Here is a 24,309-nt window from a genome sequence, read left to right as displayed (position 1 = left end):
CCCATGGAGGAGCTGTCCGCCGTCGAGCCCGATCCGGCGCAGGCCGAGGGCGGTGCCGTGTCCGCCGAACAGGCGGGCAGTGCCCGCACGGCGCCTGCCCGGAAGCCGGAAGGCACCGGCGCGGTGCCCGCCGGAAGAGCGGGTGACGTCGGCGCCGTGCCCGCGGGAGAAACTGACGCGGCACCGGCGAGGCGAGCCGCAGGCACCGCCACCGCGCCCACCGCGCCCACCTCGATCACCGAGGACGCGGTGATCGCCACTCGCGCGCTGAGCAAGCGCTACCGCGGCGGACAGCTCGCCGTCGACGGCCTGGACCTGACCGTCCCGGCGGGCAGCGTCTTCGGCTTCCTCGGGCCGAACGGCTCGGGCAAGACCACCACCATCCGCATGCTGATGGGCCTGATCGAGCCGACCTCGGGCACGGCCCGCGTGCTGGGGCAGTCCATGCCCCGGTCCGCGCGGGCCGTGCTCCCGCACGTAGGGGCGCTGATCGAGGGTCCCGCCCTGTACGGCTTCCTCTCCGGGCGGGACAACCTCGTCCGGTACGACGCCGCCGACCCGACCGCTGATCCCCGGACCCGGCGGACACGCGTCGCGGCGGCCCTCGACCGGGTCGGACTGACCGCCGCCGCGGGGAAGAAGGCGAAGGCGTACTCCCTCGGCATGAAGCAGCGGCTCGGACTCGCGGCCGCGCTGCTCCAGCCCCGCCGCCTGCTCGTCCTGGACGAGCCGACCAACGGTCTCGATCCCCAGGGCATGCGCGAAATCCGCTCGCTGGTCAGGGAGTTGGCCTCGGAGGGAACGACCGTCTTCCTCTCCTCTCACCTCCTCGACGAGATCGAGCAGGTCTGCACGCACGCGGCCGTGATGGCGCAGGGCCGGCTCATCACCCAGGGCGCGGTCGCGGACCTCGCGGCGGGTGCGCGGGGCCGGCTGGTGGTGACCACCCCGGACGCGGGGGACGCGGCCCGGGTCCTCAAGGAACAGGGCGTCGCCGATCTCGTCGTGACCGAGACAGGGGTGACCGCGGAGCCGCCCGACCGTGAACTCGCCGAACTGAACGCCGCGTTGGTCACGGCGGGCGTCCGGGTCCGTGGCTTCGGGGTCGAACGGGCCTCGCTGGAGGACGCGTTCGTGGCACTGACCGGGGAGGGCTTCGATGTCGCGGGCTGAGACGCTGCGTGTGGGGGCGGAGGCCGGCCGTGCGCCCAGCCCGCTGTGGACGCTCGGGCTCTTCCGCAGTGAGCTCCTCACGACCTTCCGGCGCTGGCGGACGATCGCACTGCTCGGGGTGCTCGCGGCCGTGCCGATCCTCATCGGCATCGCCATCAAGATCGAGACGAGTGACGGTTCGAGCGCGGGCGGTGGCGGAGGCGAGGGACCCGCGTTCATCGCGCAGATCACCAACAACGGCCTGTTCCTGGTGTTCACCGCGCTGGCGGCGACCCTCCCCTTCTTCCTGCCGATGGCGATCGGCGTCATCGCGGGCGACGCGATCGCGGGCGAGGCCAACGCGGGGACCCTGCGCTATCTCCTCGTCGCGCCCGCCGGCCGCACCCGGCTGCTGCTCACGAAGTACGCGACGACGATGACGTTCTGCCTGGTCGCGACCCTGGTGGTGGCCGTCTCGGCGCTTCTGGTGGGCGTCCTGCTGTTCCCGCTGGGCGAGCTGACCACCATTTCCGGGACCCGCATCAGTTTCACCGAGGGACTCGGCCGCGCGCTGCTCATCGCCCTCGTCGTGGCCGCGTCACTGACCGGCGTCGCGGCACTCGGCCTCTTCGTCTCGACCCTCACCAACAGCGGCATCGCGGCCATGGCGACGACGGTCGGCCTCCTCATCACCGTCCAGATCCTCGACCAGATCCCGCAGCTGCACGCGCTCCAGCCGTACTTCTTCTCCCACTACTGGCTGTCCTTCGCCGACCTCATGCGCGACCCGGTCTACTGGGACGACCTGGTCCACAACCTCGGCCTCCAGGGGCTGTACGCCGCCGTGTTCGGGTCGGCGGCGTGGGCGCGGTTCACGGCGAAGGACATCACCGCCTAGACGGGGGCGGCTCAGACCTCGTACGGGAAGCGGGCGAGCGGCGGTTCCTGTGCCGCGAAGAAGGTCTTCGCGCGGGCCAGCGCCTCGGCGTCGTTCAGGACATCGCCGCGCCCGCTGCCGTTGCCGAGCAGCACCCCGCCGAAGCGCATCTTCATGTACGCCGCCGAGTGGCTCAGCGTGCCGATCAGCGGGTCGGCGACCTCCTGCTCCTCGTGCGCGAGCGCGGTGACGCCCCAGAGGGTGCGACCGGCCATGGTGGCCTTGAAGTCGATGCCGGGGGTGCGCAGCCAGCCCGACCAGTAGTCCAGGTAGCGCTTGGTCAGTCCGGACACGGAGTACCAGTACAGCGGCGAGGCGATCACGATGTCGGTGGCCGCGAGCGTGGCGTCGAGCAGCATGCCCGCGGTGCTCCCGGCGGGAGGGCGCACATGGTCGCTGTCGCGGCGCAGGTCCACGAAGTCGGGGAGCGGAGGCTCGGCGAGGCTGAGCCAGTGCTGCTCGACATCGGCGGGCAGCTGCTCTGCGGCCTTGCGGGCCAGTAGTTCAGTGTTGCCACCGGTGCGGCTGCTGCCGAGCAGGAACAGGAAATGGCGGGTCATGGTTCCCCCTGGATCACACGCCAAGAACGACGTCGCTTGTATGCGTGCACAATATATGCACACGCATTCAATAGTCCAGGGCGGGCCTGAGATGGCCTTCGAACCAGACGACCACGCACCCGCAGCCGCCCCCCTCCACACGCAAGCGGCCACGCCCCGTCCGCACACGGAAGGGCCCGCCCCAACCTTCTTTCGCCCCCTCCGCCCCTACCCGTCCCACCCCTGGGGCTCCGCCCCAGACCCCGCTCCTCAAACGCCGGAGGGGCTGGATCTTGCACCCGCAGCGGAGATCGCACGGGAGGGGCCGTGCCGGTACATCCCTATGTCCGTCGCTTACGTTCGGATCGAGCAGCGGTTCGCACAGGTAGCCCACGTCTGATCCAGCGGCGACGGACTGGGATGTACCGGCACGGCCCCGACCCACCCACCGGACCCGCACCGGCCCCACCCACCGAACCGGACCCGCACCGAACCGAACCCCGCCCGCGAGGTCAGCGCCCGCGAGGTCAGCGCCCCGGCGCCGGCGGCCGCGGCACCTGCGGCGGCCGACCCGGCGCGACAGGCCCGGGCGCCGAACCGGGAACGGGCCCCCCAGGAGTGGCCGAACCCCGGCCGGACTGACGGCGAGCCGCGCCCGCGACAGAGTTGCTGGAGCCGCTGGAGGGCGCAGTACCCGGCCCCCCGGGTGTCGCCGTCGCACCCGCCACCGCCGGCCTGCCCCAGCTCTCCGGAACCGAGGTGTGCCGCTCCACCGTCCCGCTCTCCCGTGCCGCGGCCAGCCGGGAGGCCTGCTGCGCCGTGGGGGCGAACCCCGGGGCCGCGTTGCCGCTCTGGGACGGGACCTGGCGGGCGGCCATGGCGTTCAGGGCGGCCTGGGTGTCACGGGGGAAGACATCACGCGGCAGCAACTGCGACGCCGCACCGGTCACCTCGACGCGGCGCTGCCCACCCCCCGTCTCGAAGGTGACGCCGTAGCCGAGGAACTGCCGGTCCTGATCGAACATCAGGTCCCCCCGCACCTGCCCGCCCCCCGCCCGGGTCCGCTCGGCCAGATCCTGGAGAGCCTCCGGCATCGGCGCGGTCCGCCCGAGGCTCGCCACGTACGCCTCCGCCTCCACGCGCCCCTCCCGGAACCGCGGCTTTCCGTCGGGCCCGGTGTGCATCTGCACGGCGCCGACCCGGTTGTCGGGGTGGATGTCGATGGTGAGGCGGCCGTCACCGCCGTACTCGCTGACGAACCGCTCGCGCATCGCGGTGAACTGGACCTGGTTCTCCAGCGCCGGAGGCAGGTTCGGCCCGTAGATGGTGACCCGGGCCTCGGGGTCGGCCTCCAGGATGATCTCGGCGTTGGCCACCCCCGTGCCGCCGGCACCCGCGACCAGCCAGGTCTTCGGAGCGCCCTCGCCGCTCACGTCGAAACGGTTCTCGGCGATCTCGTCTCCGATGAAGACCCGCCCGGGCGCGGCGTCCCTCGCCCGCTCCCACTGGGCCGTGGCGTCGAGCGTCTGGAGCGCGGCCCGCGCGCCGCCGCCCGAGCGCAGTCCGTCCAGCACGCCTTCCTCCCGCAGGATCCCGAGGGTCTGCTGCGCGCCGGTCGCCCCGGCCAGCCGGGCGTGCACCGGGGAGTCGGCGGGCAGCTGTCCGCGTACGGCGTCGAGGGCCTCCGGCAGATCGACCACGTCCCGCCGGTCGACGCCCGGCACCATCTCCGGCGGCAGCCCGGTGGCGACGGTCGGGGTTCCTTCGACCCTGACATAGACGTCCGAGGAGCCGTCGCCCGGACGGATGTGCGCGTACAGATGGCCGTCCTGAGCCGGGACCAGCCGCGCGGTCCCGTCGACGACCGGTCCGCGTACGGCGAGCTCGTCCTCCCACAGGCGTACCGCGTCACGCGGCACCCGCGCGGTCGGATCGGCGAACTGGTGGGCGTCGCCGAGCCCGGTCGCCCGCATGTCCCGTACCTGGTCGGGGGACTGGACGATGCCCTGGCCGGGGTCCAGGTGCCAGCGGCCGCGCGCGTCGACGAGCAGGGCGTCCGGCTCGCGCCCGACGAGGCTGGCGCCACCGCCGATGACGACTTCGCGGGTGGGCCACGCGCCCGTCGTGGCGGCCTCCGCGCGCAGCTGCTCCAGCGTGCCGGCGGCGGCCCGGGTGCGCTGATCGGCGGCCCGGGCCGCCGCCGCGGCGAGTTCCTCGCGCGGGACGGGGGAGCCGTCGGGCCGGAACCCCGGCAGGGGAGGGGCCTCTGCGGACGCCCCGAGGGGCCGGGCGTGCTCGGCCCGCGACCGGAACTCCCGGAGCTCGGTCGCGTCGGCGGCGCCCAACCGCTCCACGGGGACGGCCAGTTCGCGCAGGGCGTCGGTGGCCATCGGGGTCAGGTGCTGGTCGACGATGTCGCGGCGGATGTCGGCGGCCTGGAACTCCGCCGGATACCGCTCGGAGCCGGCCGGAGCCTGAGGCCGCAGCCCGGTGTGGTCGATGAGCGCCGACAACTCGCCGCGCGCCTCCGCGCGTCGGGAGGCGTCGAGGGTGGTGTCGTTCATGCGGGCGGCCAGGTAGTTCAGCTCGCCGACCCGGCCGAGGTCCTCCTCGGTGAGGCTCAGGCGCCGTTCCGCGGCGCCGAGCCGCCCCCGGGCCAGCAGGTCGTCGCGGCTCGGTGCGACGCCCGCGACCTCGGGGTCGCCCGCGGCGGCACGGGCCGCCCGGTCGCGCACCGCGAGCAGTTCACCGACCTCGTGGCTCAGCGCCCGGCCGACCTGCCGCGGGTCCATGCGGTCGGAGAGCTGGACGACGTGCTGGTCCGAGGTGGTGTTGACGTGCGTCCGCGCGACCGTGCCGGAGGGGAGCGGTACGGCGTCCAGACGCAGGGTGAGGTCCCTGCCCCGGTCGTCGGTGAGCGCGAAGAAGCGGTCGCCCGCGGCGCCGGACCGCAGCTCGACCGAGTGCAGCCGCTGCGCGTACAGGCTCTGCACCACCATCGGCAGGGTGCTCTCCGCCTGCGCGACGACGGCGGCCTGCCGCCCGGGATCAGGGGCTGTGCCGGTGCCCGAGACGAAGCGGCTGCCCGCGACGTCGGTCGCGGCGATGACGGTCGGTTCGGGCCGCGGCGCCGGGGCCGCGGCCGGGGTGTCCGCCGGGGTGTCCCGCCGGGTGTCCGCCGGGGCGGAGCGGCCCGGGTCCCTGCGGTCGAGCGGTTCCTGGTCCACTGGCACTTTCCCCCTTGGCCGGCCTCGTGGCACGTAAGATCTTGGCATGCTGATCGCCCGTTCGACGCAGGAAGCACACCTCTACATGGACCTGCACGCGTGTGTGTGCGGGGCGGAGGACTTCGAGCGCGAGCACCGTCTCGACGAGCGTGACGGTGTGCTGATCGCGGTGTACGAAGGGGTCTGTCCGCAATGCGGCCGCGCCCGCTCCTTCGCCTTCCGGCTCACCGACGAACTCCCGCCCGCGCCACCGGCGTTCGGCGGCGCCGAGCCCTCGCGGATCATCGACCCCGGGGAGTTCCTGTGGGTCGCCGACCAGGTCGCCACGGACACGGGGCTGCGGCTGCTGCACACGCCGCCCGCCGAGCGGCGCGAGCAGCGCGCGGGTTCCGCGTTCGCGCTCGCGGCGGTGGAGGAGGTCCTCAAGTTCCTTCCGGAGGGCGCCGATCGCGTCCCCGAGGAGCTGTTCACCTCGGAGCGCGGCCGGGAGGTGTTCCACAAGAACCCGCGCCGTTTCGAGCGCGCCGGACTCCTGGAGAACATCGCCCGCAAGCGCCGCATCCTGGAGGGCGTCGACCACGTCGGCCCGCCGCCGGGCGCGTAGGCGCGTCACGGCGTACGCGGGGGTCGGGGCGCGGCGCTCGCCGCGGCCGGGGGTGCGGCGCCGGGTGCGGCCGGTGTCCGTCCCGCGGCCGGGGCGGTGCTTCCGCCGCCGGAGCGCAGGCGTCCCGCGGCGGCGACCCGGATGGTGGCGTCGCCCTGCCGGTGGGCGGGCGCGGCGCCGGGCCCGGGCGCCGGGGCCGCCCCGGTTCCCCGCCCGGCGGTGAACGCGCCCCGGTCCGAGGTGATCAGCCCGGTGGCCAGTCCTCCCTCGACCAGCTTCTCCGCGTTCTCGCGGCCGACGGAGAAGCCGCGCCCCGAGGTGCTCCGCGCGTACAGGTCCTTGATCATGACCTCGGGGGCCATGCGGCCGCCGTACCGGTCCCGTCCCGCGTCGAACTCGGTGCGGCCGTGCTGCCAGCGGCCGGCGTTCTGGGCGAGGCACTGTTCGACGGGCACCTCGACCGAGAGCAGGACGCGTCTGTCGTAGCCGTCGGCGCGCAGATCGCCGAGGAGCTTCTCGTTCCAGCGCTGGTCGCGCAGGGTCGCGTCGTAGAGGAGGTTGTAGCCCTCGGCCCGCGCCCACTGCTCGAAGGCCCCCTGTAGGAAGGCCGACTCGCGGTGCGTGAGCGAGGCCGTCTCGGACGGCGAGACCCGCCGCCCGTCGGACAACTCGAGGGAATGCGCGGGCAGTCGAGGTGATCCGCCGTGCTCGAAGAGCGCCACCTTGAATTCGTCCGGGTCCAGCACCACGTAGTCGCGTACGTCGATGCCGTGCACCCGGTTCAGGGCGCGCCCCAGTTCGTCGTCCTGCTCCTGCCATTCGGCGAGTCCGCGCAGCGCGCCGCCCTTGCCGGCGCCGGGGGCCCCGGCGGTGAGCAGCGCGGCATGCCCGTCGCGCGGCATGCCCGCGCAGCGCGCCGTGAAGTCCTCCAGGATCGCGGCGTGCATCCGCTCGCGGTCCGGAGTCCACAGCGCGCCGTGCCGGAACTGGCCGAACGTGTCGACGTCCCCCGGCGCGAGATCACCGCCGGGCGACATCCGGGTCTGCAACTCCCGGTACAGCGAGCGGTATTCAGGTCCGAGCCCCGCCTCCGGCCCGTCGTCCGTGGTCATGGGCGCCGCTCGGCCCCGTCGGCCGGTCCGTCCGGCCGACCGTCGATCCGGCGCTGGATCTCCGCCACGTCCTCGCGGGTCACCTGCCCGAGCAGCCGCGCCGCGGCGAGGACCGACAGCGTGTTGTCCTGATGGGTGGGTTCGGGGTGCCCCTCGTCCAGCCCCTCCTCGACCTCGAAGGGCCAGGCCGCGACGGTCGCGACCATCTCCTCGCGTTCGACGAATCCGGCGGCGTAGAGGCCGAGGTAGGCGCGCAGGGAGGGAGCCGGACCGTCGGCGGGGGTGCCGGGTGCGGGGGTGTCGTTCATGGCTGGAGTATTCCTCGTCTACCAGAGGCTGGTCTCGTACGGATCCGGGTCCGGTCGGCGGGACGCGGCGACCGCGTCCTCGTACGACTCGACCGCGGGTGGCGTCTTCGGGCGGTGGCTGCCCTGCTTGCATCCGGCGAACGGGCCGCTCGGGGAACGGAGTTCGCTCAGCACGGCACCGAGGTGGTCGCGGTGCCAGACGGCGGGTCCGGACGCGCCCGCGGCCGGGTCGGTGTGTTCCTGCCAGGCCAGCCACAGCCCGTGCAGCCGGGCGACCGCCTCCGGGTGTTCCCACCAGCGGGGGCACCAGGGCTGCTGCGAGGTGACCTCGCGGCCGTAGACGGGGAGGAGCAGGTCGGTCACCCATACGGCGAGTTGACCCATTTCCTCGGCGTATTCCGGGCCCTCGAGATAGAGGATGAACGGCGGAGCGGTGGCGGGCTCCGGCTCGGCTGCGGCGGTCGTCATCGGGGGAGAGTTCCCTTCGGCGGCGGATGTCATCGGCTGGTGATCCTTTCGGCCGCGCGGGCGGTGATGGCCTTCACCTCGGCCTGGGCCGCCGTCGCGATGCGGTCGGCGCCCGGTTCGGCGTACCAGGGGCGGAGCCGGACCAGAGCGGGCCTGATGCCGGTCGCCAGGAGCAGGGCGGTGCCCTTGGGCAGCGCGCGGATGCGGTCGGCGGGGAGGATGCGTTCCAGGCGGTACGAGGTCGACCGGGACCGCCCGTCCCTGCCCTTGGACCAGCTGACGGTCGACACGTCGTGCTCGCCGACCAGCCGGGAGATCTTCTCCACGAAGTCGGCGTCGTCCAGGCCCGCGCCGAGCAGTTTGATGGTGGCCGCGGACCAGAGCGCGTCCATCCCGGCCTCGCCCCACACGCGTGAGCCCTGCCGGTAACTCTGGAGCAGCGTCACGATGTTGATGCCGCGCGAGCCGAAGTGCGAGTACAGGTCGGGGAGATCGGAGATCCGGCAGACGTTCGCCGCCTCGTCGAGGACCGCCGTCATCGGCGGTTCGAGCCGTCCGCCCATCCGCTCGGCGGCGACGACTCCCGCGCGCAGTACGGAGTCCGCGGCGGCCGCGACGACACCGGCCGCCGAGCCGCCGCCGTCCTTGGAGAGCAGGTAGAGCGTGTCGGTGGACAGGACATGGCGGTCGGGGAAGAACTGCGGCACCGCCGGGTCCGGTGTCACCCAGGCCGCGATCGACGGGTCGAGCAGACAGGCCACACACTGGCGGGCGGTCTCGTAGATGCCGTCCCGGGTCTCCACCGCGCCCTGCACGGTGCCCTGCAGCTGGTCCGCGAGGGCTGTCATCCCGGCGTCGCGCAGCAGGTCGACGGGGGTGCGGTCGGCCGGGTCGGCCAGCCAGCCGAGCACCTCGCCGATCTGCCGTCCGCCCCGATGGGCCGCGTGGAACAGGGCGGTGAGGGTGTTCTGGGCGGCCGAGATCCAGAAGTCGCGGCGGGAGGCGTCGTCGTTGACCGCGCCCACGAAGTGCCCGGCCAGCCGGCGGGCGCCCTCGATCGTGGCGGCGTCGGCGAGCATGTCCCACCACAGGGCACGTGGGGTGTGGGCGATACCCTGGGGGTCGAACGTCCAGACCCGGCCCACGCGTTCACGCTCCGCCCGCGTCACGCTGTACACGTCCGCCTTGTTCGACGTCAGCAGCACGCTGCCGCGGGCCCGCAGGACGCGCGGCACCGCGATGCCGGTGGACTTGCCCGCGCGGGGCGCCATCAGGTCGAGCTCGACGTCCTCGTAGCTGGAGCGGAGTTCGGGGCCGCGGGGCTCCAGGTTGCCGATGAGGTTCCCGGTGTCGTCCGGGGTGACCTTCGGCAGTTTGCCGAGCACCGGGCGGAGTTGGCGGGCCCGCCGCGCGGCCCCCTTGGGCAGGAGGCCGGCCAGTTCCTTGCGGCCCGCCAGGCCGGTGGGTGCGGTGATCCGGCGCCGTACGAGCACGATGAGTACGACGACGGCCGCCACGACGGTGCCGAAGACCGTCGCCATGCCCGCGGCGAGCGCGGTCGGCGAGGCTGCCGGCCACACCGTGCCGGGGCCGTCCTTCACCAGCGTCGACAGGGTGGACAGACCGAACGGCGGCGGGTGCCAGCCTGCGCCGCTCACCGCCGCGCCCAGGGTTCCGCCCAGCCAGGCGCCGAAGAAGGTGATGCCTACGAGGAAGGCGGCCCCCGGCACGATCCAGGGGAGGAAGTCCTCCCCGCTGCCCGATGTCGTCCTTTTCGTGCTGCTCATCTCTGGTCCCCCGTTGATGGTTGTCGCCCCCGCCGCCCCTACCCGTCCCATACCGGGGGCCGCGCCCCCGGCCCCCCGTCGCGCTCCGCGCTCGTCCTCAAGCGCCGGACGGGCTGGAATGTCCGACGGTCGGCCTTTTGGGGCCGTGGATGGTCCGTGCTCGTCCTCAAGCGCCGGACGGGCTGGAATGTCCGACGGTCGGCCTTTTGGGGCGGTGGATGGTCCGTGCTCGTCCTCTGGCCCCGGACAGGCTGGAGCACCCCATGGCCGGCCCGTTGGGGCGGTGGACGGCCCGTGCCCGTGCTCGTGCTCGTGCTCGCACGCCGGACGGGCCGCGGCTCCCCGGCAGCGGTCGGTCGGTGGTTCTCACCGCAGCCCGCCCTCCTGCTTGGACAGCGACGGCTTGCCCGCCTCCGACCAGCGGGTGTTCGTGTTGTGCAGGGCCCGCTCGGTGTCGGTGATGGAGACCTTGATCGGAATGCCGGGCCGGCCGCCCACCTTGATCAGGAAGCGTCCGCGTCCGGGCGGCTCCTCGTTCCCGCCGGTGCTGGCCCAGCCGGGCGGGGACGACCAGGACGAGACGAGTTCGATCTCGCGCTCGGACATGCCGACGATCTCGCCGAGTTCCCGCATCTCCGACCGCGGGAGCCCCGCGCAGACGACCATCCCGGCCCGCTCCACGAAGCCGCGCGCCTTCGCGCGGTCGGACTCGCTGCCGAGGGCCTCGGCGTCCTTCAGGGTGTGGGTGATCTTCGCGTCTCCGAGGCCGAGCGAACGGTTCAGCCGGGTCAGCGCGTCGATCCGTTCCACGATGCCGGAGGCGGCCCGGAGCGGACGCCACAGCTCGTCGAGGACGGTGAAGAACCAGCGCTGCGGGGCGAGCCCGGCATCCGCGAGCGCGTGCGCGGCGGCCACCGTGCCGAGCCCGTCCGACCAGGCCGCGAGCATCGCGGCGGCCGTCAGCTGGGTGTCCGCCTCGCCGATCCGGGAGATGTCCACGCAGACCGCCGGGGAGGCGGGGTTGATCCGGGTCGACGTCTCGCTGGCGAAGGTGTCGCCGAGCGGTCCGTCGAGCACGCCCAGCAGCGAGCGGTGCAGCGGGTCCACGGCCTCCTGGTAGCGGGCCTCGTTCCCGCGGTCCAGCGTCACCGCGCGGACCCGGTCGGGACCCTCGTCCAGCACCTTCAGCAGATCCGGCAGCAGGGGCGCCCGTCCCGGCTTCGTCCGCTCGGCGAGATGGTGCAGACAGGCGGACAGCACCGACTGCTCGTGGTCGTCCATGGGACGCCCGCGCACGATGGTGATCAGCGCCGCGACCATGTTCAGCACCCGGCCGTGCGCCTCCGCCGCGAGGATCCGGCCGCGTTCGCCCCCGATCCGGAGCGCCGCCTCGCCCATCGCGCCCGGGTCGAGGACGTTGATGCCGCCGACCCCGCGTCCGATGGAGATCACCTGGCCGCCCAACGCCCGTACCGTGTCGGCGTAGTCGGGCTTCAGGTCGCCGAGGACCAGGGGCGTGATGCCCGTCGCGGACATCCCGATCAGCATGCGGTTGACCAGGGTCGACTTGCCGAGGCCCGGCATGCCCAGCATGAAGAGCGACGGGTTGGAGATGTAACGGGCCCGGGTGAACCAGGAGATGGGGTCACCGCACACCGTCGCCCCGGTGTGCAGGTGCTGCCCGAGCGGCACCCCGGTCATCGGCGCGCCGGAGCCGGCCGCGAACGGCCACAGCCCGCACGCCTGCACGGTGGTCGCGCGCCACAGCGCGGGCGGGTCGACATGCCCGACCTGGCCGCCCGCTGGGCCGTACCAGCCGCGCGGGGGTGCGGTGGCCGGGGTCCCCGGGGTCCGCGGCATCGACTGCTTGCTCACAGCGCCTCCCTGATCTGGTACGGAACGAGGGTGTGTTCCCACGGCAGCAGGCCGACCGGCAGCGTGCACGTGAACGCGGAGGCCTGCATACGGTCCGCGGGGCGCATCAGGATGCGGGACGAGGCCTGGAGGTTGCGCACGGTGATGCCCGCGTCCTGCAACTGCTCCTCGTCGTCCACGGTGACCGTCACCATCAGCGAGAACTCCACGAGTCCCGCGCCCGCCGCCTCCTCGGCCGCGGTCTGCTCGGCGGCCTGCATCTCCGAACTGGCCCGCGCCTGCACGAGACCGCGCCGCGAGCCCGCCATGAAGTGCGCGGTGCGGCGGTCGGACTCGACGATGCGGGCGGAGGTCGCCGGGTCGATGGGCCGGTAGATCAGCGAGACCCGCTTGCGCCGGGTTCCCGGAGCCGGTTCGAGCAGCCCGCGCAGGACACTGGAGCGGACGGTGCCGCGCGGCGCGAGCGTCAGCATCCAGGTGCGCGAGACACCCGAGTCGTGCTTGTACGAGGTGACGGTCTCGACGGCCGCGGCCGGGCCCGCGTCGCTCCACTCCAGCCCGGTCGTGGCGTGCTCGGCGCGGGCGCTGAGCACATCGGGCGCGATGGCGGGGTCGTACGCCACCCGGACGATCTCGGCGAGCCGGTCGGCGGCCAGCGGGTAGGCGCTGCCGCCGCCCGCCGCGACCAGCCCGGACAGCAGGCCGGGCAGCCGCATCGACAGGTCGGTGATGATGTCGTCCGTGCCGCGCTTGGGCCCGCCCGTCGGGCCGTAGGTGAGGGCGATGTACGTGTGCATCTCGGAGGACGCCGACGGGTAGCGCTCGACGACCTCCTCCATCACGGCGCGCGCGGCGGCCGGCGCGTCCGGAGTGATGCGCGGGAGCACCTCGGCCGCGAGCCGCGTCCCGGTGTCGGGGGCGGTCTCCACGACCACCTGGGCACCGCGCAGGCCCGGCTCGTGCGAGAGCCGCGCCAGCCAGTCGCCCCAGGAGGCCACCCAGATGTCGACCTGAGCGGGGTCGACCAGCGAACCGCCGTCCGGTTCACAGGCCAGCACCACCGTGTACAGGCCGCGGCCCGGGTGGTGCAGCACGCCGAAGGAGCGGTTGTAGGCGTCGCGGCCCTCGTGCATCCGGGTGCGCGCGAGCAGTCCCGGCGGCTGGTAGCGGCCGCCGGGGCGCTTGGACAGCGGACCGGAGAGGTAGGTGTGCGAGCCGTTGGCCTTCCGCCGCATCCAGCCGATGCGGATCGCGAGGACCTGGTAGACATTGCGGCCGTCGACCGTGCGCAGCGCCAGTGGGGCGAGGAAGAGCCCGACCGGTACCAGGACGACGATCGCGGCGGCCAGCGAGACCAGCGACGCCAGCAGCGCCACCAGCAGTCCGCCGAAGGCGACGACGGTGCCGAGCAGACCCAGCGGACCGAGTCCGGGACGGCGGGGCCTGCGCCAGTTCCCGTACGTGGGACGCGTCATGGCGTCGGTGGACATGGGGTTCCTTCTTCCGGCTCGAAGCGCTGGATACGTACAGGGGGTCGGAGTCCGGGGCGGCGCCCCGCGGAGCCTCGGTGGCCGCTCCGCGGAGCTGCCGCGACCGGTCCGCGACCGGTCCGCGACCGGTCCGCGGACGTGCCGCGGTGGGGCCGAGGAGGTGCCGAGGAGGTGCTGCCCCGAACTCCCGTTGTCTCGTGGCCTATTGGTTGTGGCCCTTCATCCCGTCGTTGTCGCCGAGGGAGTTGGCCACTTCGCTCGCCGCCGCGACACCGGTCTGCACGGCGACCGCCGCGGCCTGCACGGCGAGGGTCGCGCCGCCCGTGGCCGCGCCCGCGGCCGCGGCACCGCCCCCGGCCGCCGCGGCTCCGGCGCCGCCCCCGCCGGCCGAGGCACCGGCACCGGCGGACGGCGAGCCCTGCGGACCGGCCGCGCCGCCGCCTCCGCCGCCCCCGCCGGCACCGCCCGCGGCGATGCTGACGGCACCGGTGGCGATGTTGTTCGTCGCGTTGAGGGCGACCGTGCCGCCAGAGGTGCCGCCCAGTGCCGCGGTCGCCGGAACGATCAGCTTGAGCAGGGCCGGCAGGGCGAACACCGCCATGATCAGCATGCCCATACCGGCGATGGTCTGGTTGAGGTCCTTGGTGTTCTGCGTCATCGACGTGGCCGAGTAGATGATGAGCGCGGCCGCCGGCTTGTACAGCAGCCAGGCCGCGAGCCAGCCGACGTGCTTCCTCCACCAGCCCTCGCCCCACCCGGTCATCGAGGAGGCGGCGGCCAGCGGCAGCGTGCCGACGAGCACGATCATGACGCCGATGCGGATGTACATCAGACAGATCTGCACGAAGCTCGACAGCATCACCAGCAGGCCGAAGATGAGGATGAGGCCCGGCTGGTGGAGGGTCAGCACACCGAGCATCGTCGACGCCGTGTCGCCGAGGTCGGACTTCGCGTACACATGCTGCGCGTACGCGTCGGAGGCCTTGGTGAGCGCCTGGACCACCGGCACGGCGACCGCGCCGACGAGGATGACCTTCCACATCCCCATGAACGCCTGCTTCATCGGCTGGCCCTTGCGCTCCAGCGCCATGCGGATCGCCGCGATCAGCAGCGAGGCCACGGCCACATAGGCGACGATCCAGTCGACCTGCTGGTCGATCAGGCCGATGGGCCCGGAGGAGTCTTCCACCTTGACGTTCATCCAGACGCCGTTGAGCGCCTTGAGCACGTCCGAGGTCGCGTCGCCGATCGCCTTGGCGAAGGCCACCACGGCACCGTCGGTGAACTGCGTACCGACCTCGTCGATCACACAGTCGTACACCCGCCAGGAACAAGCCATCTCACGCCTCCCAGGTGACGAAGCCCTTGGTGCCGCTGATCTGCGACATCCCCGAATAGACGGTCCCGTCGGCGTCGGGCGCGAGCTTCCAGTCGCCGTCGAGCCACCGCAGGGTCACCGACGCGGTGCCGTAGGCGTCCTTGCCGGGGACACGCACCACGAACATCACCGTCGACTTCTCCTTGTCGTACGACAGGACCGTGAAGCCGGCGTAGCCGCCGCCGTCGGGCGCGCCCGAGGTCGGCTTGTCGCCCGCCGCGGCGCGGCTCTCGACGAGCGCGTCGCGGCCCGCGCCGGGGACGACCTGCCGGTCGACGACCTTGCGCCAGCCCGGGTAGCTCAGGTGATCGGTGATGGCGTGGGCGGCCATCACGGAGCCCATCGGCGTGCGGGCGTAGCAGGACCAGACCGGTCCGTCGAACGTGCGCGGGCCCACCGACCTGGACACCGGCACCAGGCCCGTCCCGTCGGCCTTCCAGGTGAAGTCCTTGGGCGCGCGCGTGGGCTTGGCCTGGTCGCCGTCATCGGTGCGGCAGCCGGCGGGGCGGGTGTCCTGCCCGCCGCTGCCGCCCCGGCCCGTGTCCGCGGAGGAGTCCGGCTTCCGGGCGGGACCGTCCGATGCGTCCGCCGCCTTCTCGCCCCCGCCCATCATCGTGAAGACGGCGAGCACGAGCAGCACCAGCAGGAACCCGGCCGACAGGATCCAGCCTCGCTGCTGCCAGAACGGCTGCTCCCACTCCCCGCTGCCCCCTTGGGGCCGACCGGAGTTCAGCATGGTTGCGCTCCCTTCGTGTCAGGTTCTGACGGGGCGTGGGTCAGGCGAAGACGAAGGTGACGACGGGGCCCGCGGTGGCCACCAGGACACAGCCGCCGAGCACCATGCCGAGGCGGCCCATGTGCTCCGAGCCCTCGCCGCGGCGCATCGAGATCGCCATCATGGCGCCGGTGATGAGCACACCCGCGACGCCCGCCGCGGTGCCGGCCCAGGCGAGGATGCCGAGGACGGTGTCGACCTTCCCGGTCAGCGCGCCCGGCGCGTTGCGGTTGGGGTCGGGGACCTTTCCGTCCGCCAGGTAGATGTACTGGTGGGCCTTGGCTGCTATCGCCTTGAACATGGCTTCTCCCCGATGTGGCCGGCTGTCCGCGGCCACGTGCTGGACGTGGGCGGAGCATGCCGGGCTGAGCGGCACTTGCTTGGTGCGAGCGGCATGCGCCGGTGTGAGCGACACCTGCTCGGTGTGAGCGGTTCGTGCTTGCTGTGAGCGGTACTTGAGGGCGACGGAGGACTCGTGGGACGCCCGGGTTCCCGGTTGCACAGTGAGCTTGGCGACTCCGGTGGGTCCGGGCCAAGCGATGTAGTGATCCAGCACCTGTCGGTGACGTGTCCGTGACAGACGGGAAGAGACCGTCATGAAATACGAGGTGGCGGACCCCCGGAAACAGCTGAGGCACCCTCAGATGCGAGGGTGCCTCCAGGGTCTTCGGGGGTGCCGGGTGCCGGGTGTCCGGTGCGGGATGATCGGCGGACCGGTCGGTGCGGGACCGGTCGGTGCGGCGCGGGTCTCCGTGTGACGGCCGGCGTGGCGCCGGTCGGTGCGGCGCGGGTCTCGGCGTGGCGGTCGATGCGGCGCCGGTCGGTGGCCCGTCCGTGCGGCGCGGGTCTCAGAGCACGAAACCGACGATCGGCCCCGCCGTGGCGCCGATGACACAGGCGCCCAGGACCATCAGGAACTGGCTCAAGTGCTCCTCCACGTCACCGGACTTGACGGCGAGCGCCATCCGGGAGCCCACGATCATCAGGCCCGCCACGCCGGCGGCGGTGACGAGCCACGCGATGATGCCGAGGACCTTGTCGAGCTCGGTGGTGACGGCGCCGGGCGGGGCTTCGGCCAGCGCTCCGACGGCGATCGTGTACAGGGCGGTCACGGTGCGGTCCTTCCGGTCAGTCGGGCCAGCGGTGCGATCTCGCGCGGCAGCGGTCCGGTGACGTCGCCGGTGCGCCACGCGGGTATCCACGGCACCCGGTAGACGTCTATGACCGAGCTGATCACCTTGACGCGCTGGGTGAGTTGGCGCGGCAGCCGCCCGGGCGCGTCCGCGACCAGGACGATGGCGTCGAGATCGAGTCCGGGCGGCGCGTCACCGCGACGGAAGATGTCGAGGGTGTGCGAGACGGCGTCCAGACCCGCCGCGTGCGTACGCCCGACGAGCAGGACCGAGCCCGGCTCGCCCTGGTCCGGGCGGGGCCAGTTGCGGCCCGCGTCATGGCCGCCGAAGACGCCGGCGAGCGTGGAGGCGCCGGCTCCGCCATGGGTGGCGACCCAGGAGAACTGCCGTGTACTCACGGCGAGTTGCCGTTCCTCCTCGTGCTGCTGTCGCGGCTGTTCCGGTTCACCGACCGGTCCGCGAATCCATATCTCGGGCCCGCCCGGCCCCCGCGGCACGTTCCCGCGCGGCGCCGCGCCCTCGCTCCCGCCCATCGGCACTCCTTCGTTCCCGCGCATGGCCACCCCCTCGTTCGCTCGCATCGCCACCCCCTCGATCCCCTGCATGGGCGCTCCGCCCTTCGTCCGTGCCCCGATCTTCCCGGCGGCGGAACGGGTTGGGTAACGGGGCGTGAGTTCCTGGGACGAGTCTGTGACGCCGCGGTGACGCGGGAATCGGGTGGGAGCCGAGAGACTCAACTGCATGTACACGACCGGATCTTGAGGCTGAGGGGAGCCGATGTCCAACGGGGGTGGATCCACCATGACCTGGGTGGTCGGCGGCTGTCTCGCCGTGGTGATCATGCCAGTGGTCATGATGGTCGCGGTGAGCGGATCGCCGAGCGAGGCGGACACGGGGTCGGGCGCGGGCGGCGGGCTGAAGGACGGCGCCGTACCCCAGCAGTACGTGCCCTGGGTGCTGAAGGCGGGTGCCCTGTGCGATGTCATCAAACCGGCGGTCATCGCCGCGCAGATCGAGGCCGAGTCGGGCTGGAACCCCAACGCCCGGTCCCCGGTCGGCGCCGAGGGGCTGTCGCAGTTCATGCCCGGCACCTGGCAGACCTGGGGGAAGGACGACGACGGCAACGGCCGGGTGTCTCCGTACGATCCCGGCGACGCGATCATGGCCCAGGGCCGCTACGACTGCGCCCTCGCCAAGCAGGTCGAGGGCTACAAGAACCGCGGCGAGGCGAGCGGTGAGACCCTCGACCTCGCCCTCGCGGCGTACAACGCGGGACCCGGCGCGGTGCACCAGTACGGCGGCATACCCCCGTACACCGAGACCCGGGACTACGTCGCCCGCATCAAGTCCCTGATATCCAAGTACGAGTCGGTGGACGATCCGCCGGGCAGGATTCCCGACGGGCAGCAGATGGCGATGCCGCTCTCCGGCACCCCGCGCATCACCTCCCCGTACGGCATGCGCATGCACCCGATCAAGCACGTCATGAAGCTGCACACCGGCATCGACTTCGCCGCCCCGCTGGGTACGCCGTTCATGGCGGCCCGGGACGGCAAGGTCACCTTCGCCGGCTGGTCCAACGGTTACGGCAACCGCGTGGTCATCTCCCACGGAACCATCGGCGGCGACCAGATCTCGACGACCTACAACCACATGAGAAGCCGCCCCAGTGTGAGTGTCGGCCAGCAGGTGCGGGTCGGCCAGAGGGTCGGCGAGGTGGGATCCACCGGCCTCTCGACCGGACCGCACGCGCACTTCGAGGTCCAGCAGAACGGCACGTACGTGGATCCGGCACCCTGGCTGGGGCTGAAGTGAGGAGGGAGGCGAGGATGAGGACGACAGGTACGGGAACGGGTACGGACGCGCGCAAGGCGCCAGGTACGGGGACGCGTACGAGCGCCTGTACGGGAACACGTACGGGAGTCCGTGCGGGGATGCGCCGGAGGACGGTCTCCGCGCTGGCGGTCGTGTCCGTGACCGGGGTGCTGGCGTTGACGGGCTGTGGCCTGCGGGACCATCGTGATGCGGTGGGCGCGCCGGGATCGTCGTCTTCCACGATGCCCTCCGTGGCACCGAAGGCGCCCCTCCCGTCGGGCAGGCCGCTGGGCGCGGACGCGCATGTCCCGAGCCCGTCGGGTGTCGACGGGACGGACGCGACGGAAGTATCGGAGGCGTGGGCGGAGGTGGCGTACGGCCATGACACGAAATACGACTACGGTCCGCACGACGCCGTGCTGCGTTCGGCCCGCTGGTTCACCGCCCCCAAGGCCGCGGCCGAGCGGTCGTACCGCCCCGCCAGCGGGGCGGGCAACGAGTGGAACACCTGGGCCGGCCACCGGGCGTGGACCACGGTGGACGTGAGCGCGGACGACGACGCCGACGGCCCCGCCGACACGGCCGTCCTGGCCTATCGCGCCCTCTTCGTGGAGGGCACGGCCCACGGCCGCGACGGCTGGACGGGCACGGGTCCGCGCGCCAGTGTCTACCTCAAGCTCACCCGGGCCGGCGACGGCCGGCCGTGGCGCATCTCCGAGGTGGAGACGGTGGAGGCGGCGACCCCGCCGTCACCGCCGGCATCCTCATCGCCCTCGCCCGTGTCCTCGACCTCATCCTCGTCCGCGACCACCCCTTCGTGAGGGAACCGATGTCTCGACTCAGCCGCGAACAGAAGCGGGAACTCAAGCGGCAGCGCTCGGCGCCCGGTGCCGGGGGGCAGCCGACCACCGCGATGACGCCGATCGAGGTCCATGTACCGGCATCGGCGGACGGCCCGGCGGGGGCCGCGGTCCGTGGCCCCGCGGGCGCCACAGGCGATGCCACCGTCGGCGGGATGCCGGTCGTCGCCGCGCCCGGGGAGACGGTGCAGGGCGCGATCCTGAGCTACCTCCACCGCCTCGCCCTCGCCACCGGCCACCCCGTCCTCGCCACCATCCACGACGAACGCATCGGCTTCGTCGTACCGCTCCAGGTGCACGTCGACGGCTCCAGCCGCTATACGGGGGAGCCGGTACGCATGACGCCCCAGGCGCCGTACGAACAGCGGGCCCACCGGAGCCCGCAGCCCCCGGCCCAGGAGCACCGCCACGCTCCGGCCGAGGGCCACTCCCAGCCTCCGGCCCGGAACTTCGCACAGCCCCCGGTTCAGCAGCGCCCGCAGTCACCGGTCCCGCAGCCGCCGGTCCCCGAGACCCAGCAGTCGCCGGTCCCGGAGACCCAGCAGGCGTCGGCCTCGGGGGCCCACCAGCCGCCGGCTCCCGAGAGCAGCCGGCACCCGGTGGTTCAGCAGCGCCCGCACGCTCCGGCCCAGGAGCGCCCGCAGCAGCTGGCTCAGGAGCGCCCGCCGTATCCGGTCAGGGACGCCCCGCAGCCGCCGGTCCAGGCGCCTCAGCCCTCGGCCCAGCGGCGTCCGGAGCCACAGGCTCCGCCGCTTCCGCCCGCTCCGGTGCCCGCCGAGCGGTCGGCGGAGGCTCCGGAATCACCGGGTACTCCGCGCCGCGACAAGGCGACGTACGTTCTGCGGGCGGTGCCGGAACCGAACACGCAACCGGCCCCGCCGATGCCCGAGACGGCGCCGGAGCCTGTGCGGAGGCCTGAGCCCGCGGTGACCGCGGAGTTCGTGCCGCAGCCGCAGCCGCACTCGCAGTCCGCGCCGGTGGCGACGCCTGAGTTCGCTCCCGCGCCGCAGGCCGCGCCTGTGCCCGCGCCCGTTCGGAGGTCCGAGCCTGCGGTGACGGCCGAGTTCGTGCCGCAGCCCGCGCCGGTGGCGACGCCGGAGTTCGCTCCCGTGCCGCAGGCCGCGCCTGTGCCCGCGCCCGTTCGGAGGTCCGAGCCTGCGGTGACGGCCGAGTTCGTGCCGCAGCCCGCGCCCGTGACGACCCCGGAGTCCGCGCACGGGACCGCTCCCGTGTCGGTGTCCGGGTCGGGTGTGGCGGGCGACTCCGGCAGGGCCGCCGATGCGGGGGCTGCTCCTGCGGGCGGGGCCGTGGCTCCTGCTTCCGGCCCCGAACCGGTGCCCGCGGCCGGGCATGCCGTGCCCGGCACTCCCACACCGTCCACCTTCGTGCTGCGGGCGGTACCGGAACCGAAGCCGTTGCCCGGGAGCGCGTCGACGCATGTGCTGCGGGCGGTGCCGGAGTCGGCCGCCGCGACACCCGCTCCGACGGGGGAGTTCGGACCGGCCCCGCTGGCCGACCCCGCCCCCGTGCCGATGGCCGCCCCGGAGCGGATGCCCGCGCCCGAGGCAAGGTCCGCGCCCGAGCCCGCGTCGGCTCCCGAGCCGAAGCCCGCCCCCGAGCGGAAGCCGGCCCCCGCGATGGACGCCTTGTCCCTGATGGCTTCGGAGCCGGAACCCGAGCCGAAGCCCGCTCCCGTGCGCGGCTTCGACGCCGTCGCCGAGTCGGTGCTCGGGCCGGGTCCGGAAGAGGGGGCGCCGGAGCGGGACGCCGCGGCGGCGTTCCTGGCGGAGCCCGTGGCCCGGATCAACGAGGCCGTGAAGATGGGCCGTATCGAGGCCGCCGCCGGGATGGCGGAGCGTGCCGTCGGCGAGGCGGCGCAGTCGCTGGGCCAGGAACACCCCGAGGTGCTGAAGCTGCGCGAACTGACCGCGTACATCGCCTACTTGGCCGGTGACGCCCTCAGGTCGTTCCATCTGTCGCTGGACCTCGCGCGGGTCCGCCGACGCCACCGGGACACCCGTGCCGCCTACGGCAACGTCCAGAGCGCGGCCGCCGCGTGGCGTGCCGTCCGGGACCCTCTCCAGGGACTGCACCTCGGGCGGGATCTGATCGGCGTGTGGACCGAGCTCACGGTCGACGGCGGCCCCGCCGCCGACGACATCGAACAGCTTGAATCGGCCCGCACCCGCATGGGCCGCCTCGCAGAACGCGCCCGCGCCATGGCGGACAACCCTTACAACCAGACACCCCGCGCCCATGGCGAATGACGACCGGAACGCGCGGAACAGGATCAGTGACGGGATCAGCAAGGGGCTCGGCAACCGGCGCCGGAACAGGAACACGGACGGCGCTGCGGGCGGGGGAGGTCGCGCCCCGCACCCCCGCATCGAGCTGACGGTCAACGAGCTCACCGGCACGATGAGCTGGCGCACGCTTCAGCCGCGTGGCGCTGCCGACCGGCCGGGTGGAACCGGCCGTGGCGTACCCCGGACGGCCGGAGCGGGCCCGGCCGGTCTCCGTTCCGCGCGTTCCCACGGCGCCGCACCCATCCCGACGCACCCGGCCGTCGTCCGCGCCGCGGTGAGCGTCTCCGTCGAGTCGCTCACCCCGGAGCAGGCGCGGAGTCACCTTGCCGCGGTCGGGGCCCTGCGCTCCCGCGTCGCCGCCGACCTGGCCGTCGGCGCACACCTGCCGACCGCCGTGGCGGCCCGTACGCGCTCGGGTTCCACCCCGGCCGCCGCCCACGCCCTCACGACGGAGCGCGCCGACGCGGCCAGGGAGCTGATCCGTGGGGCACCGGCACCGGGAGCACCACCGGCCGCCGCCGCTCACGGCGCGCGACCGGCTTCCCCCGTACGGTCGGTGACCGCCGCCGCACGGGCGGTGTCCCCGGCGACGGCGGCCTCCCCGCCACGGGCAGGGGCAGCGGCGCCCGCAGCGGCACCGGCATCCGCACGGCCCGTTCCCGGAGCCGCCCCTCCCCGCCGCTGAGCGGTCCGGTGACCGGGCTGCCCCGGTTCGGACCGGTCCGGCGTCAGTGGACGCAGAACTCGTTCCCCTCGGGGTCCGCCATCACCACCCAAGCGCCCGCGGGTTCCTTCACCTCCCGGAGCACGCTCGCCCCCAGCGTCGTCAGACGCTCGACCTCGTCGGCGCGCCGCCCCTCGCCGGGGTGCAGGTCGAGGTGGATACGGTTCTTGACGGTCTTGGGCTCGGGGACGCGCTGGAAGAGCAGGCGCCGCCCGAGGCCGGTGCCGCGGTCCCTGTCGTAGGGGTCGTCGGGATGCCGTACGGCGATCAGGTCCCGGAAGGCCCGGCGGCCGTGGAAGTCGACGGTGGCCTCGGCCGGCAGGGCGCCGAGGCCGAGCAGCTGCTCGATGAAGGCGCTGTTGTCCTCGACCGTGTAACCGAGCGCGGCGGACCAGAAGTCGGCCTGCGCGTGCGGATCGGCGGAGTCGACGACAAGTTTCCAGTGGACGGGTACGGGCGCGGGAGTAGACGTCATGAAGCCACTCTTGTGGTTCCACGTCCGGGCGGGCAACGGAATCGCCGGGGCCGACCTCATGTCGTACGAGGGCGTGCCCCACCGCTCCGGCCCCGGATCGATCCGTCCGGAGCCGTCGGCGCCCGGCGGACCGGACGGGTCCGCCCGCTACGAGGTTCCGTGCGAACCGGCCGGCCCGGCGGTACCCGCGGCGAGGGCGGCGGTCCCCGCGACCTCGGTGGAGGTGCACGTGACCTCGGTGGAGGTGTTCGCGAGGTCGATGGAGGCGCTCGCGAGGTCCACCGACGCAGCGGCATCAGCCGCGTCGGTCGCGTCGGTCGCGGTGTCCGCGGTCTCCGCGGCGGTCCCGGGCACGGTCGCGCGGGCCGACTCCCGCAGGGCTCGGGCACCCCGCCGCGCGGCGCGCAGCGCGTCGAACGTCAGGAGCGACAGCGCGAGCCACACCAGCGCGAACCCGGCCCAGCGCTCGGCCGGCATGGCCTCGTGGAAGTAGAAGATGCCGAGGAGGAACTGGAAGACGGGGGCCATGTACTGGAGCAGGCCCAGGGTGGACAGCGGCACGCGGATCGCGGCGGCGCCGAAGCAGACGAGGGGGACGGCCGTCACCAGGCCGGTCGCCGCGAGCAGCGCGGCGTGCCCCGGCGCCTGCGCACCGAACGTCGCGTCGCCGCGCGACCCCAGCCACACCAGGTACGCCAGCGCCGGGAGGAACTGGATCGCGGTCTCGGCGGCGAGCGACTCGATGCCGCCGAGGTTGACCTTCTTCTTCACCAGGCCGTACGTGGCGAAGGAGAAGGCGAGGCAGAGGGAGATCCACGGCGGGTGGCCGTAGCCGATCGTCAGGACGAGGACGGCCGCGAAGCCGACGCCCACCGCGGCCCACTGCACCGGCCGCAGCCGTTCCTTGAGGAGCAGCACGCCCATCGCGATGGTGACGAGGGGGTTGATGAAGTAGCCGAGCGAGGCCTCGACGACGTGCTCGGAGTTGACCGCCCAGATGTAGACGCCCCAGTTGACGGTGATGACCGTCGCCGCGACCGCGATCAGAGCCAGCTTGCGCGGCTGCCGCAGCAGTTCGCCCGCCCAGGCCCAGCGCCGCATCACCAGCAGCACCGCACCGACGACCACCAGCGACCACGCCATCCGGTGGGCGAGGATCTCGACCGCTCCGGAGGGCTTCAGCAGCGGCCAGAAGAGGGGGACGAGCCCCCACATCCCGTACGCCGCGAAGCCGTTCAGCAGACCTATCTGCTGCTCGCCCCTCGACTTCCCGGCCACCGGCGTCTCCTTCTTCTGCGACCTCGGACGCCTGTCGCGCCCCCTGCGCTCCGGACGCTCCCGTGC

Annotated in this window: 22 protein-coding genes; 7 read left to right on the top strand and 15 right to left on the bottom strand. The window is 73.4% G+C overall.

Features of this window, described 5'->3' with window-relative positions; translation table 11 throughout:
* Nucleotides 1-3 precede the first annotated feature (3 nt).
* Both OOK38_RS10325 and OOK38_RS10320 read left to right on the top strand, forming a co-directional pair.
* On the top strand, nucleotides 4-1,173 hold the full coding sequence (locus OOK38_RS10325; RefSeq protein ID WP_266761604.1) for an ABC transporter ATP-binding protein: 1,170 nt from the start codon (nucleotides 4-6) through the stop codon (nucleotides 1,171-1,173).
* The gene (locus tag OOK38_RS10320) at nucleotides 1,160-2,050 is read left to right on the top strand and encodes an ABC transporter permease (RefSeq protein ID WP_266761606.1); all 891 of its coding nucleotides are present in this window, start codon (nucleotides 1,160-1,162) and stop codon (nucleotides 2,048-2,050) included. Before OOK38_RS10325 ends, OOK38_RS10320 begins: the two co-directional genes overlap by 14 nt.
* Nucleotides 2,051-2,061: 11 nt before the next feature.
* On the opposite strand, the gene OOK38_RS10315 is transcribed toward OOK38_RS10320, so the two are convergent.
* Nucleotides 2,062-2,649, bottom strand: coding sequence for a flavodoxin family protein (locus OOK38_RS10315; protein ID WP_266761608.1), 588 nt, complete (start codon nucleotides 2,647-2,649; stop codon nucleotides 2,062-2,064).
* Nucleotides 2,650-3,155: 506 nt separating this feature from the next.
* Entirely contained in the window at nucleotides 3,156-5,855 is a 2,700-nt protein-coding gene (locus OOK38_RS10310; protein WP_266761610.1) for a hypothetical protein, read from the bottom strand.
* A 46-nt stretch (nucleotides 5,856-5,901) separates the two neighbouring features.
* On the opposite strand from OOK38_RS10310, the gene OOK38_RS10305 reads away from it, so the two are divergent.
* Complete coding sequence (locus tag OOK38_RS10305) at nucleotides 5,902-6,459, top strand: hypothetical protein (protein ID WP_266761612.1); 558 nt, start codon at nucleotides 5,902-5,904, stop codon at nucleotides 6,457-6,459.
* A 5-nt stretch (nucleotides 6,460-6,464) separates the two neighbouring features.
* On the opposite strand, the gene OOK38_RS10300 is transcribed toward OOK38_RS10305, so the two are convergent.
* The 11 genes from OOK38_RS10300 to OOK38_RS10250 form a co-directional block, all read right to left on the bottom strand.
* The gene (locus tag OOK38_RS10300; protein WP_266761614.1) at nucleotides 6,465-7,571 is read right to left on the bottom strand and encodes a zeta toxin family protein; all 1,107 of its coding nucleotides are present in this window, start codon (nucleotides 7,569-7,571) and stop codon (nucleotides 6,465-6,467) included.
* Entirely contained in the window at nucleotides 7,568-7,879 is a 312-nt protein-coding gene (locus tag OOK38_RS10295; protein WP_266761616.1) for a hypothetical protein, read from the bottom strand. Before OOK38_RS10295 ends, OOK38_RS10300 begins: the two co-directional genes overlap by 4 nt.
* A gap of 18 nt (nucleotides 7,880-7,897) precedes the next feature.
* Nucleotides 7,898-8,347: a DUF4913 domain-containing protein gene (locus tag OOK38_RS10290; protein ID WP_266761618.1), complete on the bottom strand. Its 450-nt coding sequence runs from the start codon at nucleotides 8,345-8,347 to the stop codon at nucleotides 7,898-7,900.
* Between the two features lie 29 nt (nucleotides 8,348-8,376).
* Nucleotides 8,377-10,134, bottom strand: coding sequence for a type IV secretory system conjugative DNA transfer family protein (locus OOK38_RS10285; protein WP_266761620.1), 1,758 nt, complete (start codon nucleotides 10,132-10,134; stop codon nucleotides 8,377-8,379).
* Between the two features lie 366 nt (nucleotides 10,135-10,500).
* The gene (locus tag OOK38_RS10280; protein WP_266765802.1) at nucleotides 10,501-11,994 is read right to left on the bottom strand and encodes an ATP/GTP-binding protein; all 1,494 of its coding nucleotides are present in this window, start codon (nucleotides 11,992-11,994) and stop codon (nucleotides 10,501-10,503) included.
* Nucleotides 11,995-12,005: 11 nt separating this feature from the next.
* Nucleotides 12,006-13,499: an SCO6880 family protein gene (locus tag OOK38_RS10275; RefSeq protein ID WP_266761622.1), complete on the bottom strand. Its 1,494-nt coding sequence runs from the start codon at nucleotides 13,497-13,499 to the stop codon at nucleotides 12,006-12,008.
* A gap of 202 nt (nucleotides 13,500-13,701) precedes the next feature.
* A complete protein-coding gene (locus OOK38_RS10270) occupies nucleotides 13,702-14,838 on the bottom strand; it encodes a hypothetical protein (protein WP_266761624.1) in 1,137 nt (378 codons plus the stop codon).
* 1 nt (nucleotide 14,839) lies between these two features.
* The gene (locus tag OOK38_RS10265; RefSeq protein ID WP_266761626.1) at nucleotides 14,840-15,613 is read right to left on the bottom strand and encodes a hypothetical protein; all 774 of its coding nucleotides are present in this window, start codon (nucleotides 15,611-15,613) and stop codon (nucleotides 14,840-14,842) included.
* A gap of 40 nt (nucleotides 15,614-15,653) precedes the next feature.
* Entirely contained in the window at nucleotides 15,654-15,953 is a 300-nt protein-coding gene (locus OOK38_RS10260; RefSeq protein ID WP_266761628.1) for a hypothetical protein, read from the bottom strand.
* 547 nt (nucleotides 15,954-16,500) lie between these two features.
* Nucleotides 16,501-16,764 carry a hypothetical protein gene (locus tag OOK38_RS10255; protein ID WP_266761630.1) on the bottom strand — a complete coding sequence of 88 codons (264 nt, stop codon included), beginning with the start codon at nucleotides 16,762-16,764 and terminating at the stop codon, nucleotides 16,501-16,503.
* A complete protein-coding gene (locus OOK38_RS10250; RefSeq protein ID WP_266765803.1) occupies nucleotides 16,761-17,318 on the bottom strand; it encodes a DUF6668 family protein in 558 nt (185 codons plus the stop codon). The genes OOK38_RS10255 and OOK38_RS10250 overlap by 4 nt, the downstream gene beginning before the upstream one ends.
* Nucleotides 17,319-17,586: 268 nt before the next feature.
* On the opposite strand from OOK38_RS10250, the gene OOK38_RS10245 reads away from it, so the two are divergent.
* From OOK38_RS10245 to OOK38_RS10230, 4 genes are all read left to right on the top strand, one after another.
* Entirely contained in the window at nucleotides 17,587-18,600 is a 1,014-nt protein-coding gene (locus OOK38_RS10245; protein WP_266761632.1) for a peptidoglycan DD-metalloendopeptidase family protein, read from the top strand.
* A 251-nt stretch (nucleotides 18,601-18,851) separates the two neighbouring features.
* Nucleotides 18,852-19,421 carry a hypothetical protein gene (locus OOK38_RS10240; RefSeq protein ID WP_266761634.1) on the top strand — a complete coding sequence of 190 codons (570 nt, stop codon included), beginning with the start codon at nucleotides 18,852-18,854 and terminating at the stop codon, nucleotides 19,419-19,421.
* 8 nt (nucleotides 19,422-19,429) lie between these two features.
* On the top strand, nucleotides 19,430-21,727 hold the full coding sequence (locus OOK38_RS34505; RefSeq protein WP_323178796.1) for a hypothetical protein: 2,298 nt from the start codon (nucleotides 19,430-19,432) through the stop codon (nucleotides 21,725-21,727).
* The gene (locus OOK38_RS10230) at nucleotides 21,717-22,451 is read left to right on the top strand and encodes a hypothetical protein (RefSeq protein WP_266761636.1); all 735 of its coding nucleotides are present in this window, start codon (nucleotides 21,717-21,719) and stop codon (nucleotides 22,449-22,451) included. The genes OOK38_RS34505 and OOK38_RS10230 overlap by 11 nt, the downstream gene beginning before the upstream one ends.
* A 43-nt stretch (nucleotides 22,452-22,494) precedes the next feature.
* On the opposite strand, the gene OOK38_RS10225 is transcribed toward OOK38_RS10230, so the two are convergent.
* Together OOK38_RS10225 and rarD are read right to left on the bottom strand one after the other, a co-directional pair.
* The gene (locus OOK38_RS10225; protein ID WP_266761637.1) at nucleotides 22,495-22,965 is read right to left on the bottom strand and encodes a VOC family protein; all 471 of its coding nucleotides are present in this window, start codon (nucleotides 22,963-22,965) and stop codon (nucleotides 22,495-22,497) included.
* A 147-nt stretch (nucleotides 22,966-23,112) separates the two neighbouring features.
* Nucleotides 23,113-24,243 (bottom strand): EamA family transporter RarD, encoded by a 1,131-nt coding sequence (gene rarD / locus OOK38_RS10220; protein WP_266761639.1) that lies wholly within the window; start codon nucleotides 24,241-24,243, stop codon nucleotides 23,113-23,115.
* Nucleotides 24,244-24,309 lie beyond the last annotated feature (66 nt).

The sequence above is a fragment of the Streptomyces sp. NBC_00568 genome (genome assembly GCF_026341855.1).
GTDB lineage: Bacteria > Actinomycetota > Actinomycetes > Streptomycetales > Streptomycetaceae > Streptomyces.
The sequence above is the reverse complement of the archived record's forward strand: the minus strand, read 5'-3'. Positions and strand labels throughout refer to the sequence as shown.